This window comes from Novosphingobium sp., assembly GCF_030696665.1.
Lineage (GTDB): Bacteria > Pseudomonadota > Alphaproteobacteria > Sphingomonadales > Sphingomonadaceae > Novosphingobium.
Window position 1 is genome coordinate 54,317 of the sequence record NZ_JAUYRV010000014.1, and the last position, 22,069, is coordinate 76,385.

Sequence of the window (22,069 nt, forward strand, 5' to 3'; positions counted from 1 at the left end):
GGATCGTGTGCGAAATCACGCTCACGCCTCAGCCATCGCAATAGCCGCCGCCAGATCGAGCCGACCTTCGAACAGCGCACGACCGGTGATGACGCCCTCGATCCCGTCGACTTCGTGAATCTTGAGCATACGAATATCATCGATGCCCTTCACCCCGCCGCTGGCGATGACCGGAATATCCACACGGCGTGCCAGTTCGACCGTCGCATCAAGGTTCACGCCCTTGAGCAGGCCATCGCGGCCGATGTCGGTGAACAGCAGGCTGGCAACGCCCGCATCCTCGAACCGGCGGGCGAGGTCGACCACTTCGACGTCGGACACATCGGCCCAACCCTCGGTCGCAACCATGCCATCGCGCGCATCGACCGCGACGACGATCCCGCCCGGAAACTCCTTGGCCATGTCCTTGACGAACTGCGGGTCTTTCAGCGCAGCCGTGCCCATCACGACGCGGGCAACGCCAAGGTCGAACCAACCGGTCACCGCCTCGCGCGTGCGGATGCCGCCGCCAAGTTGAACGTGACCGTCGAATGCCTTGAGAATGCCCTCCACAGCCTCGCGGTTCTCTGCCCGGCCTGCAAAAGAACCATCGAGATCAACGACATGGAGGAACTGACTGCCCGCCTGTGCGAACAGCGTGGCCTGATGCGCCGGGTTGTCGCCATAGACCGTCGCGCGGTCCATGTCGCCTTCTGCAAGGCGGACGACTTGCCCGCCCTTGAGATCGATGGCCGGGAAAACGATCATAGAATCAGGGCTTCCATTCAAGAAAACGGGCGAGCAGCGCAAGGCCGTAAGCCTGGCTCTTTTCCGGGTGGAACTGCACACCGAGGATATTGTCACGCGCCACAGCAGCGACAATTCCGCCGCCGTGATCGCTCATCGCCGCCACGTGCGCGCCTTGTTCTGGCACGAAGTGGTAGGAGTGGAGAAAGTAGGCCTCGCCCGCGTCGAGCAGTTCCGCAGCCCCGGTGTGGGGCATCGGGGCAACATCGTTCCAGCCCATGTGCGGGACTTTGATCGTGGAGTCGGCCGGTTCGATCACGCGCACTTCACCGCCGATCCAGCCAAGGCCATCGGTGACGCCATGCTCAACGCCGCGATCGGCAAGCAATTGCATTCCCACGCAAATTCCAAGGAACGGGGCGCCGCCAACCAGCACGCGCTCCTCCATCGCCTCGACCAATCCTGAAACGCACCTAAGAGCACCTACGCACGCTTTAAACGCACCAACACCCGGCAAAACGATGCGATCAGCGGCACGAACGACACTGGGATCAGCGGTAACAACAACGCCCTGCGCGCCTGCCGCTTTCAGCGCGTTTTCGACCGAGCGGATATTGCCCGCGCCGTAATCGACCAGCGCGAGCGTCTCAGCCACCGAGGATGCCCTTGGTGGAGGGCACCGCATCGGCTTTGCGCGGATCGATGGCGATGGCCTGCCGCATCGCGCGGGCAAAGCCTTTGTAGATGCCTTCGATGATGTGGTGGTTGTTCGAACCGTAAAGGCTTTCGATGTGCAACGTGATCCCGGCGGCCTGCGAAATCGAGGCGAACCAGTGTTCGAACAGTTCGGTGTCCATCTCGCCAAGGCGCGGCTGGGTGAACGCGGCTTTCCACACCAGCACCGGGCGGCCCGAAATGTCGAGCGCGACGCGGCTCAGCGCCTCGTCCATCGGCGAATAGGTGTGGCCGTAGCGGGTGATGCCCTTTTTATCGCCCAGCGCCTGCGCAATCGCCTGCCCCAGCGCGATGGCGCTGTCTTCGGTGGTGTGGTGCTGATCGACGTGCAGATCGCCCTTCACGCGGCATTCCACATCGATCAGCGAGTGGCGGCTGAACTGTTCGATCATGTGATCGAGAAAGCCGATGCCGGTCTCCACCTTGTAGGTGCCCGTGCCATCGAGGTTTACCGACACGGCAATGTCGGTTTCCTCGGTCCTTCGCGTGATCGATCCGGTGCGCATGGCAAGCGCCTATACGCCCCTCTTCTTGAGAATCAATCACCGTCCCTACTTGACCCACGCGGCCTGTGCGGTCAGGTGTGGCGGCATGAGCGATGCACCCGACAGCCTGATCCCCTATGACGAAATCGTGCAGGAGGCCCTGCGCGCCGTTGTTGGCCGGGTGTTGGGCCAGGTGGCGACCACGGGTGGCGGCCTGCCCGGCACGCATCATTTCTATATTACCTTCAAGACCGGCGCCCCCGGTGTGGACATTCCGCAGCGTTTGCGGGAGCGGTTCCCCGATGAAATGACCATCGTCCTGCAGAACAAGTTCTGGGATTTGAAAGTGGACGTGGACCACTTCAGTGTGGGCCTTTCGTTCAACCAGATCCCTTCGACGCTGGTGATTCCATTCTCTGCCATCACCGCGTTTGTTGATCCGGCGGTGGATTTCGGTCTGCAGTTCCAGGCTGTTGTGGATGATGAGGCCGAGCCGGTGGAGCAGGCTGAAAACGATTCGCCGGAACAAGCCGACAAACCCGCCGTTGAACGTGCCGATGACGGATCGAATGTTGTCACCGTGGATTTCGGCAAGAAGAAGTAAGGGCCGCACTGGCCCGCTGGCAAAAGGCTTGGGCATGACGAAGAGTGGCAAGAAGGTAATTGCAGCGGCCAAGACCGTCGCCAGCAAGGTGCCTGCCCCCAGCCCCAACCCGATGACCAACCTGATTCTGGCCGATATCGCCCTGCGTGCCGGTGGCGCGCTGTTGCGGCGTGGTGTGGAAAAAGGGCTTGTCGGCGGTGCAATGGGTGCAACAAAGGCCGGGCGGATTATCAAGGGCCGCTCGATGATGCAGACGCTGGTTGGCACGGCGCTCGCCAGAGTAGCAACGCGCTCCGTGCCGGGCGCCATTGTGGTGGGCGGCGGGCTGGTGGCCAAATCGCTTTATGACCGCAACCAGAAGCGCAAGGCCAAGGCCGTGGGCGCAGCCGCCATCGAGGATCAGGCCGAGCGCGGCGAAGCCGACTGATCAGGTTGGAGTGATCCACACTTGACCGGGCGGGAACCCTTGCGGCACTAGCGCGCATGGCACCTGCATCTGCGCACAGCGAATCCCACGAAGACGACACCCTGCACCGCCGGGGCCTCATGCTGATTCTGTCTTCGCCATCGGGCGCGGGCAAGACGACCATTGCCCGCAAGCTGCTGGAAGAAGACAGCGAGATTGCCGCATCGGTATCGGTCACCACGCGGCCCATCCGCGAAGGTGAAGTTGATGGCCGGGACTATTACTTCGTCGACAAGGCCGAGTTCGACCGCATGGTTGATGAGGGCGAGTTCTATGAATGGGCGGTCGTGTTCGGCAATTGCTATGGCACGCCCAAGGCCCGCATTCGTGACCGGCTGAAATCGGGCGGCGATGTGCTGTTCGACATCGACTGGCAGGGCACACAGCAACTGTATCAAAAGGCGCAGGCCGATGTGGTGCGCGTGTTCATTCTGCCGCCCAGCCTTGAAGAATTGCACCGCCGCCTGACCGGGCGTGGCACTGACAGCGCCGAAGTGATCGCTGCCCGCATGGCCCGCGCACAGGCGGAAATCAGCCACTGGGATGGATACGACTACGTTGTGATCAATGACGACGTTGAAGGCTGCTTTGACAATGTGCGCGAGATTCTGGCGGCGGAGCGGATGAAGCGCACGCGGCAGACGGGGTTGATCGATTTCGTGCGTGGTTTGATGCGGGGGTAGTGGTTGAGGAACTATGCGTCCCCGCGCAGGCGGGGACCTCAGGCCTTTTACGCTGACCTTCCGTCAACCGCCTGAGGCCCCCGCCTTCGCGGGGGAGCAGGATAGTTCTTGTAATCCCCCCTCTCGCAAGCGGGAGGGGTCGGGGGTGGGCATGGCGCAAAGCGCCATCAATGCCCGCTGGGATCAATCGCGTTGTCAGGAATCCAGCCGTTGACGATGCCGCCATCGATGGGGAGCGGTGTGCCCACCACATAATCGCCCGCGCGGCTGGCGAGGAAGATTGCGCCGCCGGCCATGTCTTCGATGGTGCCGATCCGTTTTGACGGAATGCCCTTCGCCGAACCTTCAGGATTCTTTGCCGCAGCCTTGTTCATTTCCGAAGGGAAAGCGCCGGGGCAGATGCAACTGACGACGATGTTGTCGCGGATCAGGCGCGCAGCCATGCGCTTGGTCAACTGGATGACCGCTGCCTTTGACGCCTGATAGCTGTAGGTTTCCCACGGATTGAGGCGCATGCCATCAACCGAGGCGATGTTGATGACCTTGGCGGGCTGCCCGCTGGCCGCGGCGGCCATCAGCAGGCCGTGCAGCTTTTGCGTGAGGAAAAACGGAGTCTTGACGTTCAGGTCCATGACCTTGTCCCAGCCGACTTCGGGAAAGTCCTCAAAATTTGCGCCCCACGCCACGCCTGCATTGTTGACGAGAATGTCGATCTTGTCCTCACGCGTGGCCAAATCGGCGGCGAGCTGTTCGATCCCGGCGACGTTCGAAATGTCACCGGCGATGGCGATGCAGCGTTCGCCCAGACGTGCAGCGGTTTCCTCGACCACGGACACCTTGCGCGCAGTGATATAGACGCGGGCGCAGCCGGCCGCGATAAAGCCCTCGGCGATCATCTCGCCAATGCCGCGCGATCCGCCGGTGACGACCGCGACGCGGCCTTCAAGGCTGAAGAGTTTGCTGAAATCCATGTGCTGTTCCCTTCCGGCCTTGTTTTCCGGCCGTTGTGCGTGCGTCCTTCGACAGGCTCAGGACGAGCGGATCTGGAGTAAAACCAAAGTCCGCTCATGCTGAGCCTGTCGAAGCATCACGCGCTACGCCAGATCAATAGCCGCTGAGCTGGGCCACGCGTTCGGCGTGGTAGTATTGGTCGCCCATGAATTCAGACAGCGAGCGGTCGCGCTTCATGTAGAGGCCGATGTCGTATTCGTCGGTCATGCCGACGCCGCCGTGCATCTGGACACCTTCGCGGACCGACAGGTTGCAGGCCTTGGCGGCCTTGGCCTTGGCGACCGAGACCATCAGGTCGGCCTTCTCCGAATTGCCATCGAGCAGCTGCTGCGCCTTGATCACGGCGGCTTCAGCGATTTCGAGTTCGGAATAAAGGTGCGCAGCGCGGTGCTGGAGGGCCTGGAATTCACCGATCAGCTGGCCGAACTGCTTGCGCGTTTTCAGGTAGGCGGTGGTGATGTCGAAAGCGCCCTGCCCCACACCGGTCAGTTCAGCCGCAGCACCGATGCGGCCTGCGTTGATGACCTTGTTCAGCAGTGCGCGCCCGCCGTCGACTTCGCCGATCACGCAATCGCCATCGAGTTCGACATTGTCGAACGTGATATTGCTGGCCATTGCACTGTCAACCAGGCGCAGGTTTTCGTGGGAGACTCCTGATGCGTCCTTGGGCACGGCGAACAGCGTAATGCCGTCTGCATCATTGTCGCTGCCCGAAGTGCGCGCGGCGACGATGATCGCGTCTGCCGACGCCCCCTGCACGACGAACGCCTTGCGGCCCTGCAAACGGAAGCCGTTTCCGGCCTTTTCGGCCTTGCACGCGATCCGTTCGGGGCGATGCTTGGGGCCTTCGTCAATCGCCAGCGCAAGCACGCTATCGCCTGCGAGCACGCCGGGGAGCCAGCGGCCACGCAGGTCTTCCGAACCGCCCGAAAGCGCGGTGACGCCCATGACCGAGGTCGTCAGGAACGGCGACGGGGTGAGATTGCGGCCGATTTCGCGCAGCACGATCCCGGCTTCGACATGGCCCATCGCAAGGCCGCCGTCAGCCTCGGCCGCCAGCATACCGGTGAGGCCCATTTCGGCAAACTGCTTCCACAGGGCGTGGCCGAAGCCATCCTGACAATTAATGTCGCGGAAGTGGCGCAACTGCTGCTTGATCGCACCTTCATCGGCCATGAAGCCAGTGACGGTATCGGCCAGCATGGCCTGATCTTCGGTGTGGTAAAGGGGCATCGATCAGGCTCCCGGCAGTTCGAGAATGCGTTTGGCAACGACGTTGAGCATCACTTCGCTGGTGCCACCTTCGATCGAGTTGGCCTTTGTGCGAAGCCATGACCGCGATGGCGTGCCACCGCTGGTGCGCTCGCTATCCCATTCGAGTGCAGTGGCCCCGCCTGCGGCCATCAGCAGTTCGTGGCGGCGCTTGTTCAGTTCGGTGCCGACATACTTCATCATGTTGGGCTGTGCGGGATGCGCCTTGCCGACTTTGGCTTCATCGAGGAACTTTTCACCCATGCAGGCATAGGCCAGCGCATCGACATCGAACTGCGCCAGTTCGGCACGCAGGATCGGGTCTTCGAGGCCGTTTCGGGCGACGACCGCGCCGATGGCGTTGAGCCGGTCCCCGCCGCCAGCGCCCGAGATCATCTCGCGCTCGTGCCCGAGCAGGTACTTTGCAACGTCCCACCCGCGATTGAGTTCGCCCACGATCTGCGTCTTGGGCACGACCACATCGTCGAAGAAGGTTTCGCAGAACGGTGAATTGCCGCTGATCAGCTTGATCGGCTTGGTCGTGACGCCGGGCGTGGCCATATCGAACAGCAGGAAGCTGATGCCCTGATACTTGTTCGCCTTGTCGGTACGGACAAGGCAGAAAATCCAATCGGCCTTATCGGCATAGGACGTCCAGATCTTCTGGCCGTTGACGACCCAGTGATCGCCCTTGTCTTCACCGAAGGTCTGCAACGAGACGAGGTCGGAACCGGAGCCGGGTTCCGAATATCCCTGACACCAGCGGATTTCGCCGCGGGCAATCTGGCCGAGGTAGTGGACCTTCTGCTCCTCGGTGCCGAACTTCAGCAGTGCGGGGCCAAGCATCCAGATGCCGAAGCTGGACAGCGGCGGGCGCGCGCCAATGTGGGCGCATTCCTCGCGCCAGATCTTGGCTTGCGCCGGAGACATGCCTGCACCGCCATAAGCCTCGGGCCAATCGGGCACGGTGTAGCCCTTGGCTGCGCAGCGATCCATCCAGGTTTTCTGGGCTTCGTTCTTGAACTGGGCATCGCGGCCGCCCCAGCACACGTCGCCCTCATCGCGGACGGGTTCGCGCATTTCGGCGGGGCAGTTCGCTTCAAGCCACGCGCGGATTTCGGCGCGGAAAGCATCAAGGTCTGACATGATTGTGCTCCTCTGTTAATCGCAAGGTTAAGGTGAGTCGCGGGTCGCTGGCAAGCGCGGATTTTCGGGCGATAGACTGGGCTTTGGGGCAAGTGCCGCATGCCGTAGCGTAAACTGCACAAGCATTGACGCAGGGCCTTTCGCGCCTAAGCTGACGTAAACGTAAAACAACAAGAATTTCGCTGGAGAGTGGGATGCGGTTCACTGGGAAGACGGTCGTCGTGACCGGCGCAGCATCGGGAATTGGGCGGGCTACCGCCATCGCCTTTGCGGCGGAAGGGGCCACGGTTTACGCTGCAGATATCGACGAATCGGGGCTGGCGCAGACCGCCTCTGCGTCCAACGGCAAGGTTGTGACCGCGCGGTGCGATGTGACGCGGTGCGAGGACATCAAGGCGTTGATGGATCGCGCGGCAGCTGAGACCGGCGGCATCGATTGCGTGTTCAACAATGCTGGCGCTGGCGGGGATCGCGCCCCGATTGACGAGATCGAGCCGGAGGGCTGGGACCGGACGATGGACCTGCTGCTGCGGTCCGTTGCGTTCGGCATCCGCTATGCCGTGCCGCACATGATCGGGCGCAAGGGCGCAGCGTTCGTCAACACATCGAGCGTGGCTGCCGTGGGTCCGGGCTATTCGCCCACTGCCTATGCCGTGGCCAAGGCGGGCGTGCTGCATCTGACCAAGGTGGCGGCGGCGGATCTGGCCAAGCACCAGATCCGCGTGAACGCGGTGCAGCCGGGCTTTATCAACACCAACATCTTCACCAGTTCGCTGGACATGCCCGAGGCGCTGGAAGTGCAGGCCAAGGGCGCGATCGCCGCGATGTCACAAAGCGCGCAGCCGGTGGCGCGGGGCGGACAGGCCGATGACATTGCGCAGGCGGTGTTGTTTCTGGCGAGCGAGGGGGCGAGTTTCGTTACCGGCACATCGCTGATCGTGGATGGCGGTATCACCATCGGGCCACGGCACAGCTGGGATCCCAACATGCCGGGCCTGTTCGATGCGCTGCAACAGATGGCTGACGGCGCGAAGAGCGCATGATCCCGGTTGAGGGCAAGGTGCCTACTCGCCTCGCCCTGTTCAACGGGCTGGGCAGCGTGGCCTATGGCGTAAAGGACAACGGCTTTGCCACGTTCCTGCTGCTGTTCTACAATCAGGTGCTGGGCATGGACGCGCGGCTGGTGAGCCTTGCGCTGCTGATTGCGCTGGTGTTCGACGGGCTGATCGATCCGGTGGTGGGCCATTTCAGCGACCGCACGCGGACGGGATGGGGGCGGCGGCTGCCGTTCCTTTATCTCGCGCCGATCCCGCTGGGGCTGGCCTGGGCGTTTCTGTGGTCCCCGATTGGCGAGCCGAACTTCTGGGTGCTGCTGGTCTCTGCCATAATGGTGCGCGCACTGGTGGCGATGTGCGAAGTGCCATCGGCAGCGCTGATCCCCGAAATCACGCGCGATTATGACGAGCGCACGCGTCTGACGCGGTTCCGCTTTCTGTTTTCGTGGGGCGGCGGGCTGCTGATGCTGCTGCTGGCCTATGGCGTGTTCCTGCCCGATGCCATGCTGGCGCGTGAGGGCTATCGCAATTTCGGGCTGTTCGGCGCTGGCCTGATGGCAGTGTGCGTGCTGGTCTCCGCCGTGGGGCAGCACCGATGGGTAAAGGGCTGGCCGCCGGAGCGTGCGGTCGGCGGAAAGAGCGCCCTCGCCTCGCTGGGGGACATCCGTGAGAGCTTTTCGCACCCCGCCTGCCTGATCGTGATGGGCGGGATCGCCGCAGCGCTGACCGCGCAGGGCATCACGTTTGCGCTGTCGAACTACCTCTATCTCTATATCTGGAAGTTCACCCCGACGGCGCTGCAAGCATTTCCGTTCCTGCTGTTTGCCAGCGTGATCGGTGCATCGTTGCTGGTTGGCCCCGCACAGAAACGCTGGGGCAAAGCGGGGACGGTAATGCGCATGGCACCGTTGGGCATGGTGTTCTGGGCCGGACCGCTGCTGCTACGCTGGCAGGGGTTGTGGGCCGAAGACGGATCGACCGGAGCCATCGTGGGCATGTTTGCCTGCACACTGCTGTCCAACACGTTCACTGTGACCGGCACGATGACGCTGTGGTCGATGGTAGCCGATGTGGTCGAGGCTTCCGAGGAACAGACCGGGCGAAGGTCTGAAGGCACGCTTTCTGCAGGGGCATTCCTTGCCAGCAAGTGCGCAGGCGGGCTGGGTGTGTTTATCACCGGGCTGTTGCTGAGCTTTGCCGGGCTGGAAGCGAACACGCCGCCGGATCAGGTTCTGCCCGAGGTGACTTATCGCCTGAGCCTTGCCTATGTGGCGAGCATTGCCGTGCTGGCAGTGCTGACGGCGGCAATTGTACGCCGGTTTCCGATAGACCGTGCAGCCCACGCCGCTCGGCTCGCCCGATTGGATCAGGTGGCGAAAGCCGATCCGGATGCGGCGGGATTGCATCCATAGCGCCTGATTAACCGAACGCTTAATTTTCCGCTTGAATTCACCGCCTGCCCGTTGAACACTGCCGGGCAACAAGGAGAGGCCACATGGATTTCGAACCGACCGACCGCCAGAGATATTGGCGTGACCGCGTCCGCCAATTCATCGAAGACAACGTCCGCCCCCGCCACAAGGACTACAAGGCGGAACAGGCGACCGGTGATCGCTGGAAGGTTCTGCAAACGGTCGAACAGGAAAAGGCCAAGGCCAAGGCTGCGGGCATCTGGAACCTGTTCATGCCCCCGCGCAATGGCGGGCACCATCATGTGGAAGAAACTTTCGAGTTCGAAGGCCCCGGCCTGACCAACCTTGAATACGCGCTCTGCGCCGAAGAAATGGGCCGCATGGGCTGGGCAAGCGAGGTGTTCAATTGCTCCGCGCCCGATACCGGCAACATGGAAGTGTTTCACCGCTACGGCACGCTGGAGCACAAGGAGCAGTGGCTGCGCCCGCTGATGAACGGTGAGATTCGTTCCGCCTTCCTGATGACCGAGCCACAAGTGGCCTCGTCCGACGCGACGAATATCGAAACTTCGATCCGGCGTGAGGGCGACGAATACGTCATCAGTGGACGCAAGTGGTGGTCATCGGGCGTGGGCGATCCGCGCTGCAAGATTGCCATTGTCATGGGCAAGACCGATTTCGAGGCCAAACGCCACCAGCAGCAGTCGATGGTGCTGATGCCGCTGGATGCGCCGGGCGTCGAGATCGTCCGCCACTTGCCGGTGTTCGGCTATGACGATGCACCGCATGGCCACATGGAAGTGGTGATGCACGATGTGCGGGTGCCTGCTTCCAACATCCTGCTGGGCGAAGGGCGCGGGTTCGAAATCGCGCAAGGCCGCCTTGGGCCGGGCCGCATCCACCACTGCATGCGCACGATCGGCGTGGCCGAAGAGGCGCTGGCCAAGATGGCCAAGCGGCTGCAATCGCGCGTGGCATTCGGCAAGCGCGTATCCGAGCAATCGGTGTGGGAATGGCGCATTGCGCAGGCCCGCATCGATATCGAGATGACACGCCTGCTGTGCCTGAAAGCGGCAGACATGATGGACACGGTGGGCAACAAGGCCGCCGCGCTGGAAATCGCCATGATCAAGGTGCAGGCCCCGCAAATGGCGCTGCGCATCATCGACGATGCCATACAGGCGCATGGCGGTGGTGGTGTTTCGGAGGACTTTGGCCTTGCCGAAGCTTATGCTCACCAGCGCACGTTGCGGTTGGCCGATGGGCCGGATGAAGTGCACGCCCGCTCCATCGCGCGGATCGAATTTGCGCGCCATGCGGACATGCCGAGTGGGGATCGGGGGTTCAGCTCCGGTGATCTTGGCGTGGCCAGGTAACGCACAGCACTTAGCGCCCCCGCGAAGGCGGGGGCCTCGGTGTTGTTACGAAACGATTGCTTAAACCGACTGAGGCCCCCGCCTTCGCGGGGGCGCAGCAAGCTGTAGGAATGTTGTCCCATGAAAGCTGCCGTCCTCGTTCAACCGGGCAAGCCGCTGGAAATCCATGATCTTTCGGTGTCCAAGCCCGGCCCGCATGAAGTCCTGATCCGCACGGCTGCCTGCGGGCTGTGCCATTCGGACCTGCACTTCATCGATGGTGCCTACCCGCACCCGCTGCCCGCCGTGCCGGGGCACGAAGCGGCGGGGATTGTCGAGGCAATTGGCAGCGAAGTGCGCACGGTGAAAGTGGGCGATGCGGTCGTCACCTGCCTTTCGGCGTTCTGCGGGCACTGCGAGTTTTGCGTTACCGGGCATATGTCGCTGTGCCTTGGCGGGGATACGCGGCGCAGCCCGAAGGACGCACCGCGCCTGTCGCGGACCGACGATGGCAGTACGGTCAACCAGATGCTCAACCTTTCGGCCTTTGCCGAGCAGATGCTGGTGCATGAGCACGCCTGCGTGGCGATCAACCCGGACATGCCGCTGGACCGGGCGGCTGTGATCGGCTGCGCAGTGACGACGGGTGCAGGCGCGGTGTTCAATGCGGCCAAGCTGGTGCCGGGCGAAACGGTCTGCGTGGTCGGCTGCGGTGGCGTGGGCCTGGCCACGGTCAATGCGGCCAAGATTGCGGGCGCGGGCCGGATCATCGCCGTTGACCCCATGCCCGAAAAGCGCGCGCTGGCGATGAAGCTGGGGGCGACCGATGCGCTGGACGCTGGGCCTGATTCTGCCGCGCAGATCGTGGAGATGACCAAGGGCGGCGTGCATCACGCCATCGAAGCGGTGGGCCGTCCGGCTTCGGGCGATCTGGCGGTGGCCACGCTGCGGCGCGGTGGCACAGCCACGATCCTTGGCATGATGCCGTTGAACCACAAGGTAGGCCTTTCGGCGATAGACCTGCTTTCGGACAAGAAACTGCAAGGCGCGATCATGGGGCGCAACCACTTCCCGGTGGACCTGCCGCGACTGGTGGAATTCTACATGCGCGGGTTGCTTGATCTGGACACGATCATCGCCGAGCGCATTCCGCTTTCGGGCATCAATGACGGGTTCGAGAAAATGAAGCAGGGCCATTCCGCCCGCTCGGTGATCGTGTTCGACCAATGAGCGAAGCGATGGACGCGCAGACTGCCTTTACAGGGACGGTAGTTCCAGAAGGTGCGGACAAGCTGGATGAGGCCGCCCTCAGCCGGTGGTTTGAAGAGCATGTTGAAGGTTTTCAAGGTCCGCTGAGCGTTTCGAAGTTCAAGGGTGGGCAATCGAACCCGACCTATAAGGTGGATAGCCCGTCCGGGCCGTACGTGTTGCGGCGCAAGCCCTTCGGCAAATTGCTGCCCTCTGCCCATGCCGTGGACCGCGAATACAAGGTGCAGGCCGGACTGTTCGGCACGGGCTTCCCCGTGGCGCGGCAATATGGGCTATGCACCGACGAGAGTGTGATCGGATCGTGGTTTTATGTGATGGGCTGCGTCGATGGCCGCACGATCTGGGATGGGGCGATGCCGGAGGCAACGCCTGAATTCAGGCGTGCGACCTATGACGCGATGGTCGATACGCTGGCGGCGCTGCATTCAGTGGATGTCGAGGCAGCCGGCCTTTCCGATTATGGCAAGCCGGGCAACTACTTCGGGCGGCAGGTGGACCGCTGGACCAAGCAGTATCGCTTGTCCGAGACGGAAACGATGCCCGAAATGGAGCGGCTGATTGAATGGCTGCCCGCAACGCTGCCCGAACAGACCCGCACCAGCGTGGTCCACGGCGATTACCGCATCGACAACATGATCTTTCACCCGACCGAGGCCCGCGTCGTGGCGGTGCTGGACTGGGAGCTTTCGACGCTGGGTGATCCGCTGGCGGACTTCACCTATTTCTGCACGGCGTGGGTGCAGGACAATGCCGGGCGCTCTGGCGTGCAGGATCTTGACCGCAAGGCATTGGGCATTCCCGAACTGGACGAGGTGGTTGCACGCTATTGCGCACAGACCGGGCGTGATGGGCTGGAAAGTCTGGACTGGTACATCGCCTACAACTTCTTCCGTCTGGCCGGGATCATCCAGGGCATCAAGAAGCGCGTGATCGATGGCACGGCATCAAGTGCGCATGCCAAGGCAATGTCCGAACGCGTGAAGCCGCTGGCCGAACTGGCGTTGAGCTTTGCGGTGAAGGCGGGGGCCTGATAACGCGCGCAGATGGAGCGCAGGCTGAAAGTCTATTTCGACGGGGGTTGCCGCCCCAACCCGGGCCGGATTGAGGTGGCCGCCGTGCTGCGGGGCGTAGCCCATGTGCGCGATGATCTGGGCGAAGGCACCAACGGCGATGCCGAGTGGCTGGCGCTGATCCATGCGCTGGAATGTGCGCAGGCAAGCGGTGCGGTGACTTTTGACCTGCTCGGAGACAGCCGGTCGGTGATCGAGCAGGCCAACGGGCGGGCGAAGGCGCGGTCAGAGGCGGATCGGACTCATCTGGCGCGGTTTCAGACTCTCACGGCTGGGCACCCGCCAGAGCGCATCCGCTGGATCAAGCGGGAGCAGAACCTTGCCGGGATTGCACTGAACGCGCGGCATCCAAGGTAGCAACCCCCAACAACCCCGCTCACCGTCTGATTTCGTCATTCCCGCGCAGGCGGGAATCCAGCGCGCAACGGTTGGAACTGGATTCCCGCCTGCGCGGGAATGACGAAGTTTGAGGTCAAATCAGGCCGCTTCAGCCTTGGTTCCTGCCCGCTCCGCATTCAGTGCTTCGGCCAGCAAAAACGCCAGTTCGATTGACTGCGCAGCGTTGAGGCGCGGGTCGCAGTGGGTGTGGTAGCGGTCGGCAAGGCCTTCGTGGGTGATCGCAACGGCGCCGCCGACACATTCGGTCACGTCCTGGCCGGTCATCTCGATGTGGATGCCACCGGCATGCGTGCCTTCGGCGCGATGGACTGCGAAGAAGCCCTTCACCTCATTGAGAATGCGGTCGAATGGCCGTGTCTTGTAGCCGCTGTTGGCCTTGATCACATTTCCGTGCATCGGATCGCACGACCATACGACCGGATGGCCTTCACGCTTTACCGCGCGCACCAGCGGGGCAAGGCCAGCCACCACCTTGTCATCGCCGAAGCGGCTGATCAGCGTCATCCGGCCCGCCTCGCGCGCCGGGTTCAGCGTATCGAGCATCTTGAGCAGGGCGTCCGGCGTCAGCGATGGTCCGCACTTCATGCCGATGGGGTTGTTCACGCCGCGCAAGTATTCGACGTGGGCCGAACCTTCAAAGCGGGTGCGATCGCCGATCCACAGCATATGCGCGCTGGTATCGTACCAATCACCCGTCAGCGAATCCTGACGCGTCATCGCCTCTTCGTACTGCAACAGCAGCGCTTCGTGGCTGGTGTAGAAACTGGTGCCCTGAAGCTGCGGGACGGTGCGCGGATCAACGCCGCAGGCCTCCATGAAGTCGAGCGATTCGCCGATCTTGTCGGCCATCTCGCTGAACTTGGTTGCCCACGGGCTTTTGCCGATGTGGTCCAGCGTCCACTGGTGGACCTGCCGCAGATTGGCATAGCCGCCGGTGGAGAACGCGCGCAGCAGGTTCAGCGTGGCCGCAGCCTGGCTGTAGGCGCGCAGCATGCGTTCGGGATCGGGGATGCGCGATTCGGGCGTGAAGTCGATGCCGTTGATGTTGTCACCAAGGTAGCTTGGCAGTTCGACGCCATCAATCGTTTCCACAGGCGAAGAGCGCGGCTTGGCGAACTGGCCGGCCATGCGGCCCACCTTCACCACCGGCTGCTTGCTGGCAAATGTCAGCACGACGGCCATCTGCAGCAGCACGCGGAACGTGTCGCGGATGTTGTTCGGATGGAACTCGGCAAAGCTTTCGGCGCAATCGCCGCCCTGCAGCAGAAAGCCCTTGCCCGCAGCCACTTGCGCCAGATCGGCCTTCAGCGCGCGTGCCTCGCCCGCAAAGACCAGCGGCGGAAAGCTCGTAAGGGTCTGCTCCACCCCGTTCAGCTTTTCAGCGTTCGGATAGGTCGGCAGATGCCGCCCCTCAAATCCCCGCCACGAATCCGCAGTCCAGTTCTGTGCCACAAGTGCTTCCTTTCAAGGCGGTGGCCTTTACGCCGCGAAGAGATGAATTGCAAAGGCAGCGTTGCTGTCACCGTAATCGACCCAGTCGAACAGCCATTACGGGGTTTTCCCTATCGCCTGTGTGAGCATGTCTTGGTGGATCGGCGGTTAACCCTGATTGTCCATCAACAGGCTGTCCGCTTCGTATCATGCCCGCCCTACCTCGCCTTTTTGCCGCGCTTGCGAAGTGTCACGCGGGCAACATACTGCCGCTGGCGGCTATGGCGATCTTCGCGATCGCGGCGCTGATCGGTGGTGCGGTGGATATGAGCCGTGCCTGGCGGGTGCAGACCAGACTGCAGGCGGCCTGCGATGCCGGCGCGTTGGCAGGGCGGCGCGCCGTGTCATCCAACGGCTTTGATGCAAATGCGCAGGCGCAGGCGCAAAACTATTTCTACGCCAACTTCAATACCGCCCGGCTGGATGCCGACAATACGGCTTTCGTGGCGACCTCTGTAGACAAAGGCGGCACCATCGACGCCGTGGCAACGGCGGAGCTGCCGCCCCTGATGATGCAGCTGTTCGGCTTTGCCGGTTTTGAACTGCGTTCCGACTGCACCGCAGCGATGGGCGCGGGCAACAACGACATCATGATGGTGCTCGATACTACCGGTTCGATGGCGTGGCAGCTTAACGGAAGCACCCAGACCCGCATCGAAGCGCTGCGGGCATCGATGAAGAGCTTCTACGACAACCTGGCCAGTGCAACCTCTGGAACGAACGCGCGCATCCGCTTCGGCTTTGTGCCTTACAGTTCCTCGGTAAACGTCGGGCGGCTGATCCGCGCAAAGGATCCGGACTACTTGGTCGACAGCTGGACCATACAGTCGCGCCAGGCCATCTACCGCACAGTGCAAGTGGTGAGCGGTTATGGCACGCCAGCACCCGCTCCCGGCACAACCAACACATCTGGTGCCAGCTATACCGGCTGGACCGATCATTCTGCGAGCACGTACATCTTTTCCAGTACTTGCGCGGCAAATCGCCCGGCCGACACGGCATGGACCAACAGCGGTGCGGCAACGTCTGTGACCACCACTACGATCAACGGTTCCGGGCAGCAGGTGACCACTATCACCACCACACAACTGCAGAACATGACCGACTACGAATGCAACTGGCAGTTCCTGTCGTTCAAAGTCCAGAAACGCACCGGATCGCGCACCGTGACGACCACGATCTCGTCCGCCGCCAATCCGATATACACCTCGTCGCAGGTGTTTGACCGGTGGGAGTATCGGCCAGTCACTTACAGCACGCAGAACTACAAGAACTTCGAAGCGGTGAGCACCAACACAGGCGAAAACGGAACGACGGCTTCATCAACCTGGCGCGGCTGCATCGAAGAACGCGCGACCGTTTCGGAAGACGCGTTCAGTTGGTCGGCGTTGGGTGGTGTTTCTCCATCAGGCGCGCTTGACCTTGATATCGATACCCCGCCGGACAGCTCCAGCAGCTCGAAATGGGCGCCGATGTGGCCTGAAGTCGCCTATATCCGGACCCAGATATTCGGTGGCAACGTGTATATGAACAATGCGTTGCCATCACCCACGGGGCAACAGGCGCCCTCGTTCTGCCCATCGCCCGCGCAACTGCTGTCCACGATGGATCGCAGCGCCTACTTCGCTTACGCCGATGGGCTGGTGGCCGAAGGTGGCACTTATCATGACATCGGCATGGTCTGGGGCGCGCGCCTGTTTTCGCCTGACGGGATATGGTCGGACAACGTGCTTGACCCCGCCGGCAACGGCAGTGAGATATCACGCCACATGATCTTCATGACCGATGGTGAAATGTCGCCGTCCTACTCGGTGCAGTCTTCGTGGGGCATCGAGTATCATGACCGGCGCGTGACCGACGATGGCATCTCCCGAGACAAGGAGCGCCACAACGCACGCTTTCTGGCCCTGTGCGACGCTGTGAGAGCAAAAGGCATCAGGCTGTGGGTAATCGCGTTTGCTCAGGGCATGACCACCGAACTGGCCGCTTGCGCATCAACCGACAGCGCGTTCACCGCTTCAAACGCCACCCAGCTTGACGCAGCGTTCCAATCAATCGCCAAGCAGGTGGGCGAACTGCGGGTGGTGCAATGAGCCGGCTTTCATGCTTCAAACGCCTCGCTTCTGACTGCGAAGGCGCAACCCTTGTAGAGTTTGCCATTGCAACGCCGATGTTCCTGGTGCTCGTCGTTGGCATTCTCGACATTGGCCAGATGGTTTACGGCAAGGCGGTTCTGACCGGTGCCGTTCATCGTGCTGCGCGCAATACCGCGCTGGAGACACGCAATACGTCTGAGGCTGACGCGAGCGTGCGCAACGCAATCGCGCCGATCTTGCCGGGCGTTACAATCGCAACCAGCCGCACCAGCTATTACGATTTCGCCGACGTCGGCAGGCCCGAAAAGTGGAATGACGCCAACGGCAATTCCCGCTGCGACAACAACGAAACCTATACCGACGAGAACCGGAGCGGGACGTGGGACGAAGACGTCGGCAAAAAGGACAGCATCGGTGATGCCAATGATGTCGTCGTGTACAAGGTCACGGCCTCGTTCTCGCCGATGTTCAAGGTTCCATTTCTGCCCCAACGCTGGGGAACGCGAACTTTGAGCGCGACAGCCGTGACCAAGAGCCAGCCTTTCGGCAACCAGACAAGTTACGGGTCTTCCGCAGGGAATTGCGCATGACCGTCCACAGCCCCAATCCCCGCCTGCTGCGCGCTCTGGCAAAAGATACGACTGCAGTTTCGATCATCGAGTTTGCCCTCGTCCTGCCACTGTTCATGACCTTGGGGATGTATGGCGCAGAAATCGCATGGCTAAATGCCACGGCGCTGGAAGTGAGTCAGGTGGCCATCTCAATGGCCGACAATGCATCCCGCATTGGCCAGACCGACAATAGCGGCGTAACGCCAACGATCAGCAGTGATGATGTCGCATCCGTCCTGACCGGCGCATTGGAAGAAGGCGATACGGTTGCCCTTGCGGACAACGGCCGCGTCATCCTTTCCAGCCTTGAAGGCAATCCGGTGAACGGCAAGCAATACATTCACTGGCAGCAGTGCATGGGCAAAGGCAAGCAGCAGTCCAAGCGCGGCAAGGCCGACCCAACCGGCGGACTGCTGACTTCAGTGGTCAACGGCCTGACGATGGGCGGAAAGACCATCAAGGCACCTGCAGGCGGTGCCGTGATGGTGGCCGAAGTCTGGTACGAATACAAAGGCCTGTTCGGTACGCTGTTCGTCGACAACATCGTCATTCACGAAGAAGCCGCGGTCATCGCGCGTGACGACCGCAGCGCCAGCGCCGGCCTTACCGGAAACGACAAGAAGAACGCGTGTTAACCGCGTTTACGGCTTCTTTTCAGGCACCACTTCCAGCCGCCAGCTCTTGTCCTTCAACAGATAGCGCTGGGCAAGCAGCTGCATCCGCTCGGGCGTGGTCTGGCTATAGTCGTTGAGGATGGTGCGGATCGCGGCGATCTTGCGCGGGTCATTGGCCGCCCCTTCCAGCTGGAACATGTAAAAACCGTTGCCTGTGCTGGCGCGGGTGATCAGTTGCTTGAGCGGCTCTGTCACGCGGCCGATCTCGTCCGCCGTCGGCGGGGTTGCTGCCAGATCGGCAGCGATCTTGTCAGCGGCAGCAAAGAACGTGTCGAAATCGCCGGGGCGCAACTGCACCATCGCCGAAATGTAGCCGCCCGAAGGCAGATCGAGCGGCCAGCTTGAACCGACTTGCGGGGCGTAACTCGCGCCCACCTTTTCGCGCATCGCATCGAACAGGCGATTGTTGAATATCTGCGCAAGAATTTCGAGTTGTCGGCTTTCGCGCACGCCTTGCTGTCCGCCACCGGTGGGCCATGCGACCAGTGCCGCCGCCTGTCCGGGGTCACCACGATGGGTCAACACCAGCGGTTCGGCATTATGCGCGGGGATGTTGGGCGCAAGCGCGGGCTGTTCGGTCGCCGGACGGGCAGGCAGCGCGCCAAAGGTCTTTTCCAGTGCCGCAATTGCCTGTTCGCGGGTGAAATCGCCGAACATATCGATCTCGATTGGGCCTTGCGCCAGCAACGGCTCCCACGTGGCGCGGAAGCCTTCGGGGGTAACCTTCTCAAGCTCTGCCGGATTGGGCGTGGCATAGCGCGGGTCGCCATCGCGCAGCAACCAATTGAGATCGCGGTTGAGCACCGCCATCGGCGCGGAATTGAAGCTTTCGTACTGCAGCTTGGCCGCAGCCTTGGCGCGCAGCACCGGGTTCGGTTCCCAGCGTGGCGTGGCCAGCTTGGCGGCCATGAGATAAAGCTGGTCTGCCAGATCGGCGGGCCGGGTATCGGCAGACAGCACGAAGGCCGTATCGTCGATGTTGAAATCAAGGCTCAGCTTGCGGCCTGTGGCCAGCCGGTCAAGATCATCACGGCCCAAGGTGCCGATGCCGCTGTCCATCAGCGCCATTTGCCCCATCGGCCCATAGACCGCGTTCTGCGGGCTGATCGCCGAATAGCCGCCGCCGAAACGCGCCTTCAGGATGATCCGGCCGGGTTCAGCATCGTTGGGCCAAAGCAGGACTTTCACGCCGTTGGACAGTTCGATCTGTTCGATGCCCAGCAGGCCGATCGGCCGAGCGCTTGCCACTGTGCCGGGTGTTCCGACAGGAGGCAGATCTTCAAACTTAAGCGAATTGGCGGCCACACGGCTGCCCGACGCGGCTTCGACCGAAGCGGTGAGCGCGGCGCGAAGCGATGCCTCGTCAGCCTCCCCCACCTTTGGCGTAATCATCATCGGGCGGATAACCGTGCCCTGAAACAGCGCGCGCGTACTTTTCAGCACCGCATCGGGTTTGAACAGCGGGATCGAGCTTTTGAAGATTTGATAGACGGTATCGGGATTGGCCACCGTCTCGCGAATGTCCACCGCGTTGACGATGTCGTCCGCTGCGCGCGATCCGGCGATGGTCGATTGCGTTTCGACTGCAACCTTGAACGCCACTTCGAACTCGGCGACCTCACGGTCGATCTCTTCCTGCGAAGGCGGCGTGGCGAGCGCATCGGCAATAACCCCGCGCACATCGGAAACCGCGCCTTTCCAGTCCTCGCTAAGCGGGGTGACGGTAACGATGGTCGCATCGGCAGAGCGCGAAAGCTCCTGCTTCATCTCGTCAACCGAAGCGGCAAGGTAGCTGCCCCCTGCCCGTGCGCGCCCTTCCAGACGGCGGTTGATCAGCGCCAGCGCTACCCTGTCGATCATCAGCGCCTGATTGTAGGCGATGGTATCGTTGACTTTCTTCCACGGCCGCAGGATCGCCCAGTTGACGATGCGCGGCAGGTCAGGCTCGACGATGACTTTGGCCTCGCCCACCGGGTTCTGTGGATCAAGCCCTGCTGGTGCGACGGGCTTGCCGAAATCGGGCTGCGGAGACTTTTTGCCCGCCACCTTCCAGCCGCCGAACCACTGTTCGATCCGCGCAACCAGCGTTGCCGGATCAGCGTCACCTGCCACCACGATCACGGTGTTGTCGGGGCGATACCACTTGTCGTGAAAGGCTTTTACTTTCGCGCCCGTGGCAGCTTCGAGCGTCGGCACTGTGCCAATCGGATTGCGCGCGGCGAGAAGCTGCCCGTTGAAGAACAGGTTGCGCGTTTCATCCAGAACGCGCGATTGCGCACTGGTGCGTTCACGCATTTCGGCAAGCACGATCGGCACTTCGGTCTTCACACCGCGATCGGTGAAGATCGGCGCGATGATCATGCCCGAAAGCAGGCGGAACGTCTCGTCCAGCTTGGCCGGATCGGCCTGCGGAATGTCCAGCTTGTAGGTGGTCTGCGTCGGGCTGGTTTCCGCATTGGTATCGCTGCCGAAGGTCGCACCAAGGCGCTGCCATGTGGGGATGGTCTCGCCTTCCTTCAGGTACTTCGATTCGCGGAAGGTCAGGTGCTCCAGAAGGTGGGCATAGCCGCGCTGCTCCTCGGTCTCGTACATCGAACCTGCATCCACCAGCACGCGGATGGAAACCTGTTCGGGCGGCACGCCATTGTGGCGCACGGCATAGCGCACGCCATTGGACAGGACGCCAAAGGTCCACGCCTTGTCCTGCGGCACGTCAGAACCCTGATAGAGCCAAGGAACCGCCGATTTTGTGGCGGTTGCAGGCGCTTTTGCCGGGGTCTGCGCAACGATCGGCGCGGTCGAAACCAGCAGGAGGGAAAGGAACAGGCCAAGGCGCCGGGCGCGCGTGTTATTTGATTGCATCACCGGACTATAGGAAGCCTTCGGATGAAGGACCAGTGAATAGACCTGTTATTGCGCCGCTGCTGCTGCTTCTGCCGCCGCAGCGGCCGCCTCAGCTGCTTCGCTGGCCTGCTGCGCCGAATCGGCCTGCCCACCACGCATCGCCTCAACTTCAGCGACTGTCTTGAAGTCGACCAGCTCAACCTGAAACACCAGATCCGAATTGGCCGGAATCGGGCCAGATTCCTGCGCTCCATAACCCAGCGTAGCGGGCACGCAGAAGCGCCACACGCTGCCCTTGGTCATCATCTGCAGGCCCTCGGAAAAGCCCGGGATCACGCCTTCTACCGGGAATGCCGTCTGCTTGTTCTGGTCAAACACTTCACCGTTTGCCGCGAGATAGCCGACATAACCGACCAGCACATAATCGCCCTTGGCAGGCTTCGCACCTTCGGCAGGCTTGAGCATCAGCGTGCCCAAGCCGCTTGCCGTCGCCGCACTGCACAACCGTTGCGTGGCCGGAACGATCGGGTTCAGCGGCACGGGAATGATCGCTGTGGAAGGCGCGGGGGCTTTGGGCGCAGGTTTGGCCGGAGCGGCCAGCGCAGGCGATGCGGCGGCAAGGAAAACGGCAGGGGCGAAGCGGCGCAGCGCGCGAAAGGTCAGGCTCATGACAGCGCCATAGCGAG

General features: G+C 62.2%; 21 protein-coding genes. 12 read left to right on the forward strand and 9 right to left on the reverse strand.

Annotated features, from left to right (window positions below):
- Window positions 1–21: 21 nt before the first annotated feature.
- From hisA to hisB, 3 genes are read right to left on the reverse strand one after another with little or no spacing between them, the layout of a single operon-like run.
- Window positions 22–747 carry a 1-(5-phosphoribosyl)-5-[(5-phosphoribosylamino)methylideneamino]imidazole-4-carboxamide isomerase gene (gene hisA / locus Q8R81_RS03155; protein ID WP_305615989.1) on the reverse strand — a complete coding sequence of 242 codons (726 nt, stop codon included), beginning with the start codon at window positions 745–747 and terminating at the stop codon, window positions 22–24.
- 4 nt (window positions 748–751) lie between these two features.
- Entirely contained in the window at window positions 752–1,381 is a 630-nt protein-coding gene (hisH, locus tag Q8R81_RS03160; protein WP_305615990.1) for an imidazole glycerol phosphate synthase subunit HisH, read from the reverse strand.
- Window positions 1,374–1,967, reverse strand: a complete 594-nt coding sequence (hisB, locus tag Q8R81_RS03165; protein WP_305615991.1) for an imidazoleglycerol-phosphate dehydratase HisB — start codon at window positions 1,965–1,967, stop codon at window positions 1,374–1,376. The genes hisH and hisB overlap by 8 nt, the downstream gene beginning before the upstream one ends.
- An 85-nt stretch (window positions 1,968–2,052) precedes the next feature.
- Here hisB and Q8R81_RS03170 point away from each other — a divergent pair, with 85 nt between their 5' ends.
- Genes Q8R81_RS03170 through gmk form a run of 3 tightly spaced genes read left to right on the forward strand, consistent with a single transcriptional unit; the run spans window position 2,053 to window position 3,699 of the window.
- Window positions 2,053–2,550 carry an SspB family protein gene (locus tag Q8R81_RS03170; RefSeq protein WP_305616097.1) on the forward strand — a complete coding sequence of 166 codons (498 nt, stop codon included), beginning with the start codon at window positions 2,053–2,055 and terminating at the stop codon, window positions 2,548–2,550.
- Between the two features lie 34 nt (window positions 2,551–2,584).
- Complete coding sequence (locus tag Q8R81_RS03175; RefSeq protein ID WP_305615992.1) at window positions 2,585–2,977, forward strand: hypothetical protein; 393 nt, start codon at window positions 2,585–2,587, stop codon at window positions 2,975–2,977.
- Window positions 2,978–3,033: 56 nt separating this feature from the next.
- Entirely contained in the window at window positions 3,034–3,699 is a 666-nt protein-coding gene (gmk, locus tag Q8R81_RS03180) for a guanylate kinase (protein ID WP_305615993.1), read from the forward strand.
- A 167-nt stretch (window positions 3,700–3,866) separates the two neighbouring features.
- On the opposite strand, the gene Q8R81_RS03185 is transcribed toward gmk, so the two are convergent.
- The 3 genes from Q8R81_RS03185 to Q8R81_RS03195 form a co-directional block, all read right to left on the reverse strand.
- The gene (locus Q8R81_RS03185) at window positions 3,867–4,670 is read right to left on the reverse strand and encodes an SDR family oxidoreductase (protein ID WP_305615994.1); all 804 of its coding nucleotides are present in this window, start codon (window positions 4,668–4,670) and stop codon (window positions 3,867–3,869) included.
- A 133-nt stretch (window positions 4,671–4,803) separates the two neighbouring features.
- A complete protein-coding gene (locus Q8R81_RS03190) occupies window positions 4,804–5,943 on the reverse strand; it encodes an acyl-CoA dehydrogenase family protein (protein ID WP_305615995.1) in 1,140 nt (379 codons plus the stop codon).
- A gap of 3 nt (window positions 5,944–5,946) precedes the next feature.
- Window positions 5,947–7,107: an acyl-CoA dehydrogenase family protein gene (locus Q8R81_RS03195; RefSeq protein WP_305615996.1), complete on the reverse strand. Its 1,161-nt coding sequence runs from the start codon at window positions 7,105–7,107 to the stop codon at window positions 5,947–5,949.
- Between the two features lie 194 nt (window positions 7,108–7,301).
- Here Q8R81_RS03195 and Q8R81_RS03200 point away from each other — a divergent pair, with 194 nt between their 5' ends.
- From Q8R81_RS03200 to Q8R81_RS03225, 6 genes are all read left to right on the forward strand, one after another.
- Entirely contained in the window at window positions 7,302–8,150 is an 849-nt protein-coding gene (locus tag Q8R81_RS03200; protein ID WP_305615997.1) for an SDR family NAD(P)-dependent oxidoreductase, read from the forward strand.
- Entirely contained in the window at window positions 8,147–9,574 is a 1,428-nt protein-coding gene (locus tag Q8R81_RS03205; RefSeq protein WP_305615998.1) for an MFS transporter, read from the forward strand. The genes Q8R81_RS03200 and Q8R81_RS03205 overlap by 4 nt, the downstream gene beginning before the upstream one ends.
- 83 nt (window positions 9,575–9,657) lie before the next feature.
- Window positions 9,658–10,950, forward strand: coding sequence for an acyl-CoA dehydrogenase family protein (locus tag Q8R81_RS03210; protein ID WP_305615999.1), 1,293 nt, complete (start codon window positions 9,658–9,660; stop codon window positions 10,948–10,950).
- A 120-nt stretch (window positions 10,951–11,070) separates the two neighbouring features.
- Complete coding sequence (locus Q8R81_RS03215; RefSeq protein WP_305616000.1) at window positions 11,071–12,159, forward strand: Zn-dependent alcohol dehydrogenase; 1,089 nt, start codon at window positions 11,071–11,073, stop codon at window positions 12,157–12,159.
- Window positions 12,156–13,229 (forward strand): phosphotransferase family protein, encoded by a 1,074-nt coding sequence (locus Q8R81_RS03220; RefSeq protein WP_305616001.1) that lies wholly within the window; start codon window positions 12,156–12,158, stop codon window positions 13,227–13,229. Before Q8R81_RS03215 ends, Q8R81_RS03220 begins: the two co-directional genes overlap by 4 nt.
- Window positions 13,230–13,241: 12 nt before the next feature.
- Entirely contained in the window at window positions 13,242–13,625 is a 384-nt protein-coding gene (locus tag Q8R81_RS03225; protein ID WP_305616002.1) for a reverse transcriptase-like protein, read from the forward strand.
- A 120-nt stretch (window positions 13,626–13,745) separates the two neighbouring features.
- On the opposite strand, the gene Q8R81_RS03230 is transcribed toward Q8R81_RS03225, so the two are convergent.
- Window positions 13,746–15,119 (reverse strand): class II 3-deoxy-7-phosphoheptulonate synthase, encoded by a 1,374-nt coding sequence (locus Q8R81_RS03230; protein WP_305616003.1) that lies wholly within the window; start codon window positions 15,117–15,119, stop codon window positions 13,746–13,748.
- Window positions 15,120–15,307: 188 nt separating this feature from the next.
- Between Q8R81_RS03230 and Q8R81_RS03235 the strand changes: the two genes are divergently transcribed.
- From Q8R81_RS03235 to Q8R81_RS03245, 3 genes are read left to right on the forward strand one after another with little or no spacing between them, the layout of a single operon-like run.
- The gene (locus tag Q8R81_RS03235) at window positions 15,308–17,251 is read left to right on the forward strand and encodes a Tad domain-containing protein (RefSeq protein WP_305616004.1); all 1,944 of its coding nucleotides are present in this window, start codon (window positions 15,308–15,310) and stop codon (window positions 17,249–17,251) included.
- Window positions 17,248–17,844, forward strand: coding sequence for a TadE/TadG family type IV pilus assembly protein (locus Q8R81_RS03240; RefSeq protein ID WP_305616005.1), 597 nt, complete (start codon window positions 17,248–17,250; stop codon window positions 17,842–17,844). The genes Q8R81_RS03235 and Q8R81_RS03240 overlap by 4 nt, the downstream gene beginning before the upstream one ends.
- On the forward strand, window positions 17,841–18,500 hold the full coding sequence (locus Q8R81_RS03245; RefSeq protein WP_305616006.1) for a TadE/TadG family type IV pilus assembly protein: 660 nt from the start codon (window positions 17,841–17,843) through the stop codon (window positions 18,498–18,500). Before Q8R81_RS03240 ends, Q8R81_RS03245 begins: the two co-directional genes overlap by 4 nt.
- Window positions 18,501–18,506: 6 nt before the next feature.
- Here Q8R81_RS03245 and Q8R81_RS03250 read toward each other — a convergent pair whose 3' ends face one another.
- Window positions 18,507–21,401, reverse strand: coding sequence for a pitrilysin family protein (locus Q8R81_RS03250; RefSeq protein ID WP_305616007.1), 2,895 nt, complete (start codon window positions 21,399–21,401; stop codon window positions 18,507–18,509).
- Window positions 21,402–21,449: 48 nt separating this feature from the next.
- The gene (locus Q8R81_RS03255; protein WP_305616008.1) at window positions 21,450–22,052 is read right to left on the reverse strand and encodes an FKBP-type peptidyl-prolyl cis-trans isomerase; all 603 of its coding nucleotides are present in this window, start codon (window positions 22,050–22,052) and stop codon (window positions 21,450–21,452) included.
- Between the last annotated feature and the right edge of the window lie 17 nt (window positions 22,053–22,069).

Coding starts and splice junctions, on each gene's coding strand:
- hisA (WP_305615989.1), bottom strand. CDS start 747: ATGATCGTTTTCCCGGCCATCGATCTCAAGGGCGGGCAAGTCGTCCGC.
- hisB (WP_305615991.1), bottom strand. CDS start 1,967: ATGCGCACCGGATCGATCACGCGAAGGACCGAGGAAACCGACATTGCC.
- Q8R81_RS03170 (WP_305616097.1), top strand. CDS start 2,053: ATGAGCGATGCACCCGACAGCCTGATCCCCTATGACGAAATCGTGCAG.
- Q8R81_RS03175 (WP_305615992.1), top strand. CDS start 2,585: ATGACGAAGAGTGGCAAGAAGGTAATTGCAGCGGCCAAGACCGTCGCC.
- gmk (WP_305615993.1), top strand. CDS start 3,034: ATGGCACCTGCATCTGCGCACAGCGAATCCCACGAAGACGACACCCTG.
- Q8R81_RS03185 (WP_305615994.1), bottom strand. CDS start 4,670: ATGGATTTCAGCAAACTCTTCAGCCTTGAAGGCCGCGTCGCGGTCGTC.
- Q8R81_RS03190 (WP_305615995.1), bottom strand. CDS start 5,943: ATGCCCCTTTACCACACCGAAGATCAGGCCATGCTGGCCGATACCGTC.
- Q8R81_RS03195 (WP_305615996.1), bottom strand. CDS start 7,107: ATGTCAGACCTTGATGCTTTCCGCGCCGAAATCCGCGCGTGGCTTGAA.
- Q8R81_RS03200 (WP_305615997.1), top strand. CDS start 7,302: ATGCGGTTCACTGGGAAGACGGTCGTCGTGACCGGCGCAGCATCGGGA.
- Q8R81_RS03205 (WP_305615998.1), top strand. CDS start 8,147: ATGATCCCGGTTGAGGGCAAGGTGCCTACTCGCCTCGCCCTGTTCAAC.
- Q8R81_RS03210 (WP_305615999.1), top strand. CDS start 9,658: ATGGATTTCGAACCGACCGACCGCCAGAGATATTGGCGTGACCGCGTC.
- Q8R81_RS03215 (WP_305616000.1), top strand. CDS start 11,071: ATGAAAGCTGCCGTCCTCGTTCAACCGGGCAAGCCGCTGGAAATCCAT.
- Q8R81_RS03220 (WP_305616001.1), top strand. CDS start 12,156: ATGAGCGAAGCGATGGACGCGCAGACTGCCTTTACAGGGACGGTAGTT.
- Q8R81_RS03225 (WP_305616002.1), top strand. CDS start 13,242: ATGGAGCGCAGGCTGAAAGTCTATTTCGACGGGGGTTGCCGCCCCAAC.
- Q8R81_RS03235 (WP_305616004.1), top strand. CDS start 15,308: ATGCCCGCCCTACCTCGCCTTTTTGCCGCGCTTGCGAAGTGTCACGCG.
- Q8R81_RS03240 (WP_305616005.1), top strand. CDS start 17,248: ATGAGCCGGCTTTCATGCTTCAAACGCCTCGCTTCTGACTGCGAAGGC.
- Q8R81_RS03245 (WP_305616006.1), top strand. CDS start 17,841: ATGACCGTCCACAGCCCCAATCCCCGCCTGCTGCGCGCTCTGGCAAAA.
- Q8R81_RS03250 (WP_305616007.1), bottom strand. CDS start 21,401: ATGCAATCAAATAACACGCGCGCCCGGCGCCTTGGCCTGTTCCTTTCC.
- Q8R81_RS03255 (WP_305616008.1), bottom strand. CDS start 22,052: ATGAGCCTGACCTTTCGCGCGCTGCGCCGCTTCGCCCCTGCCGTTTTC.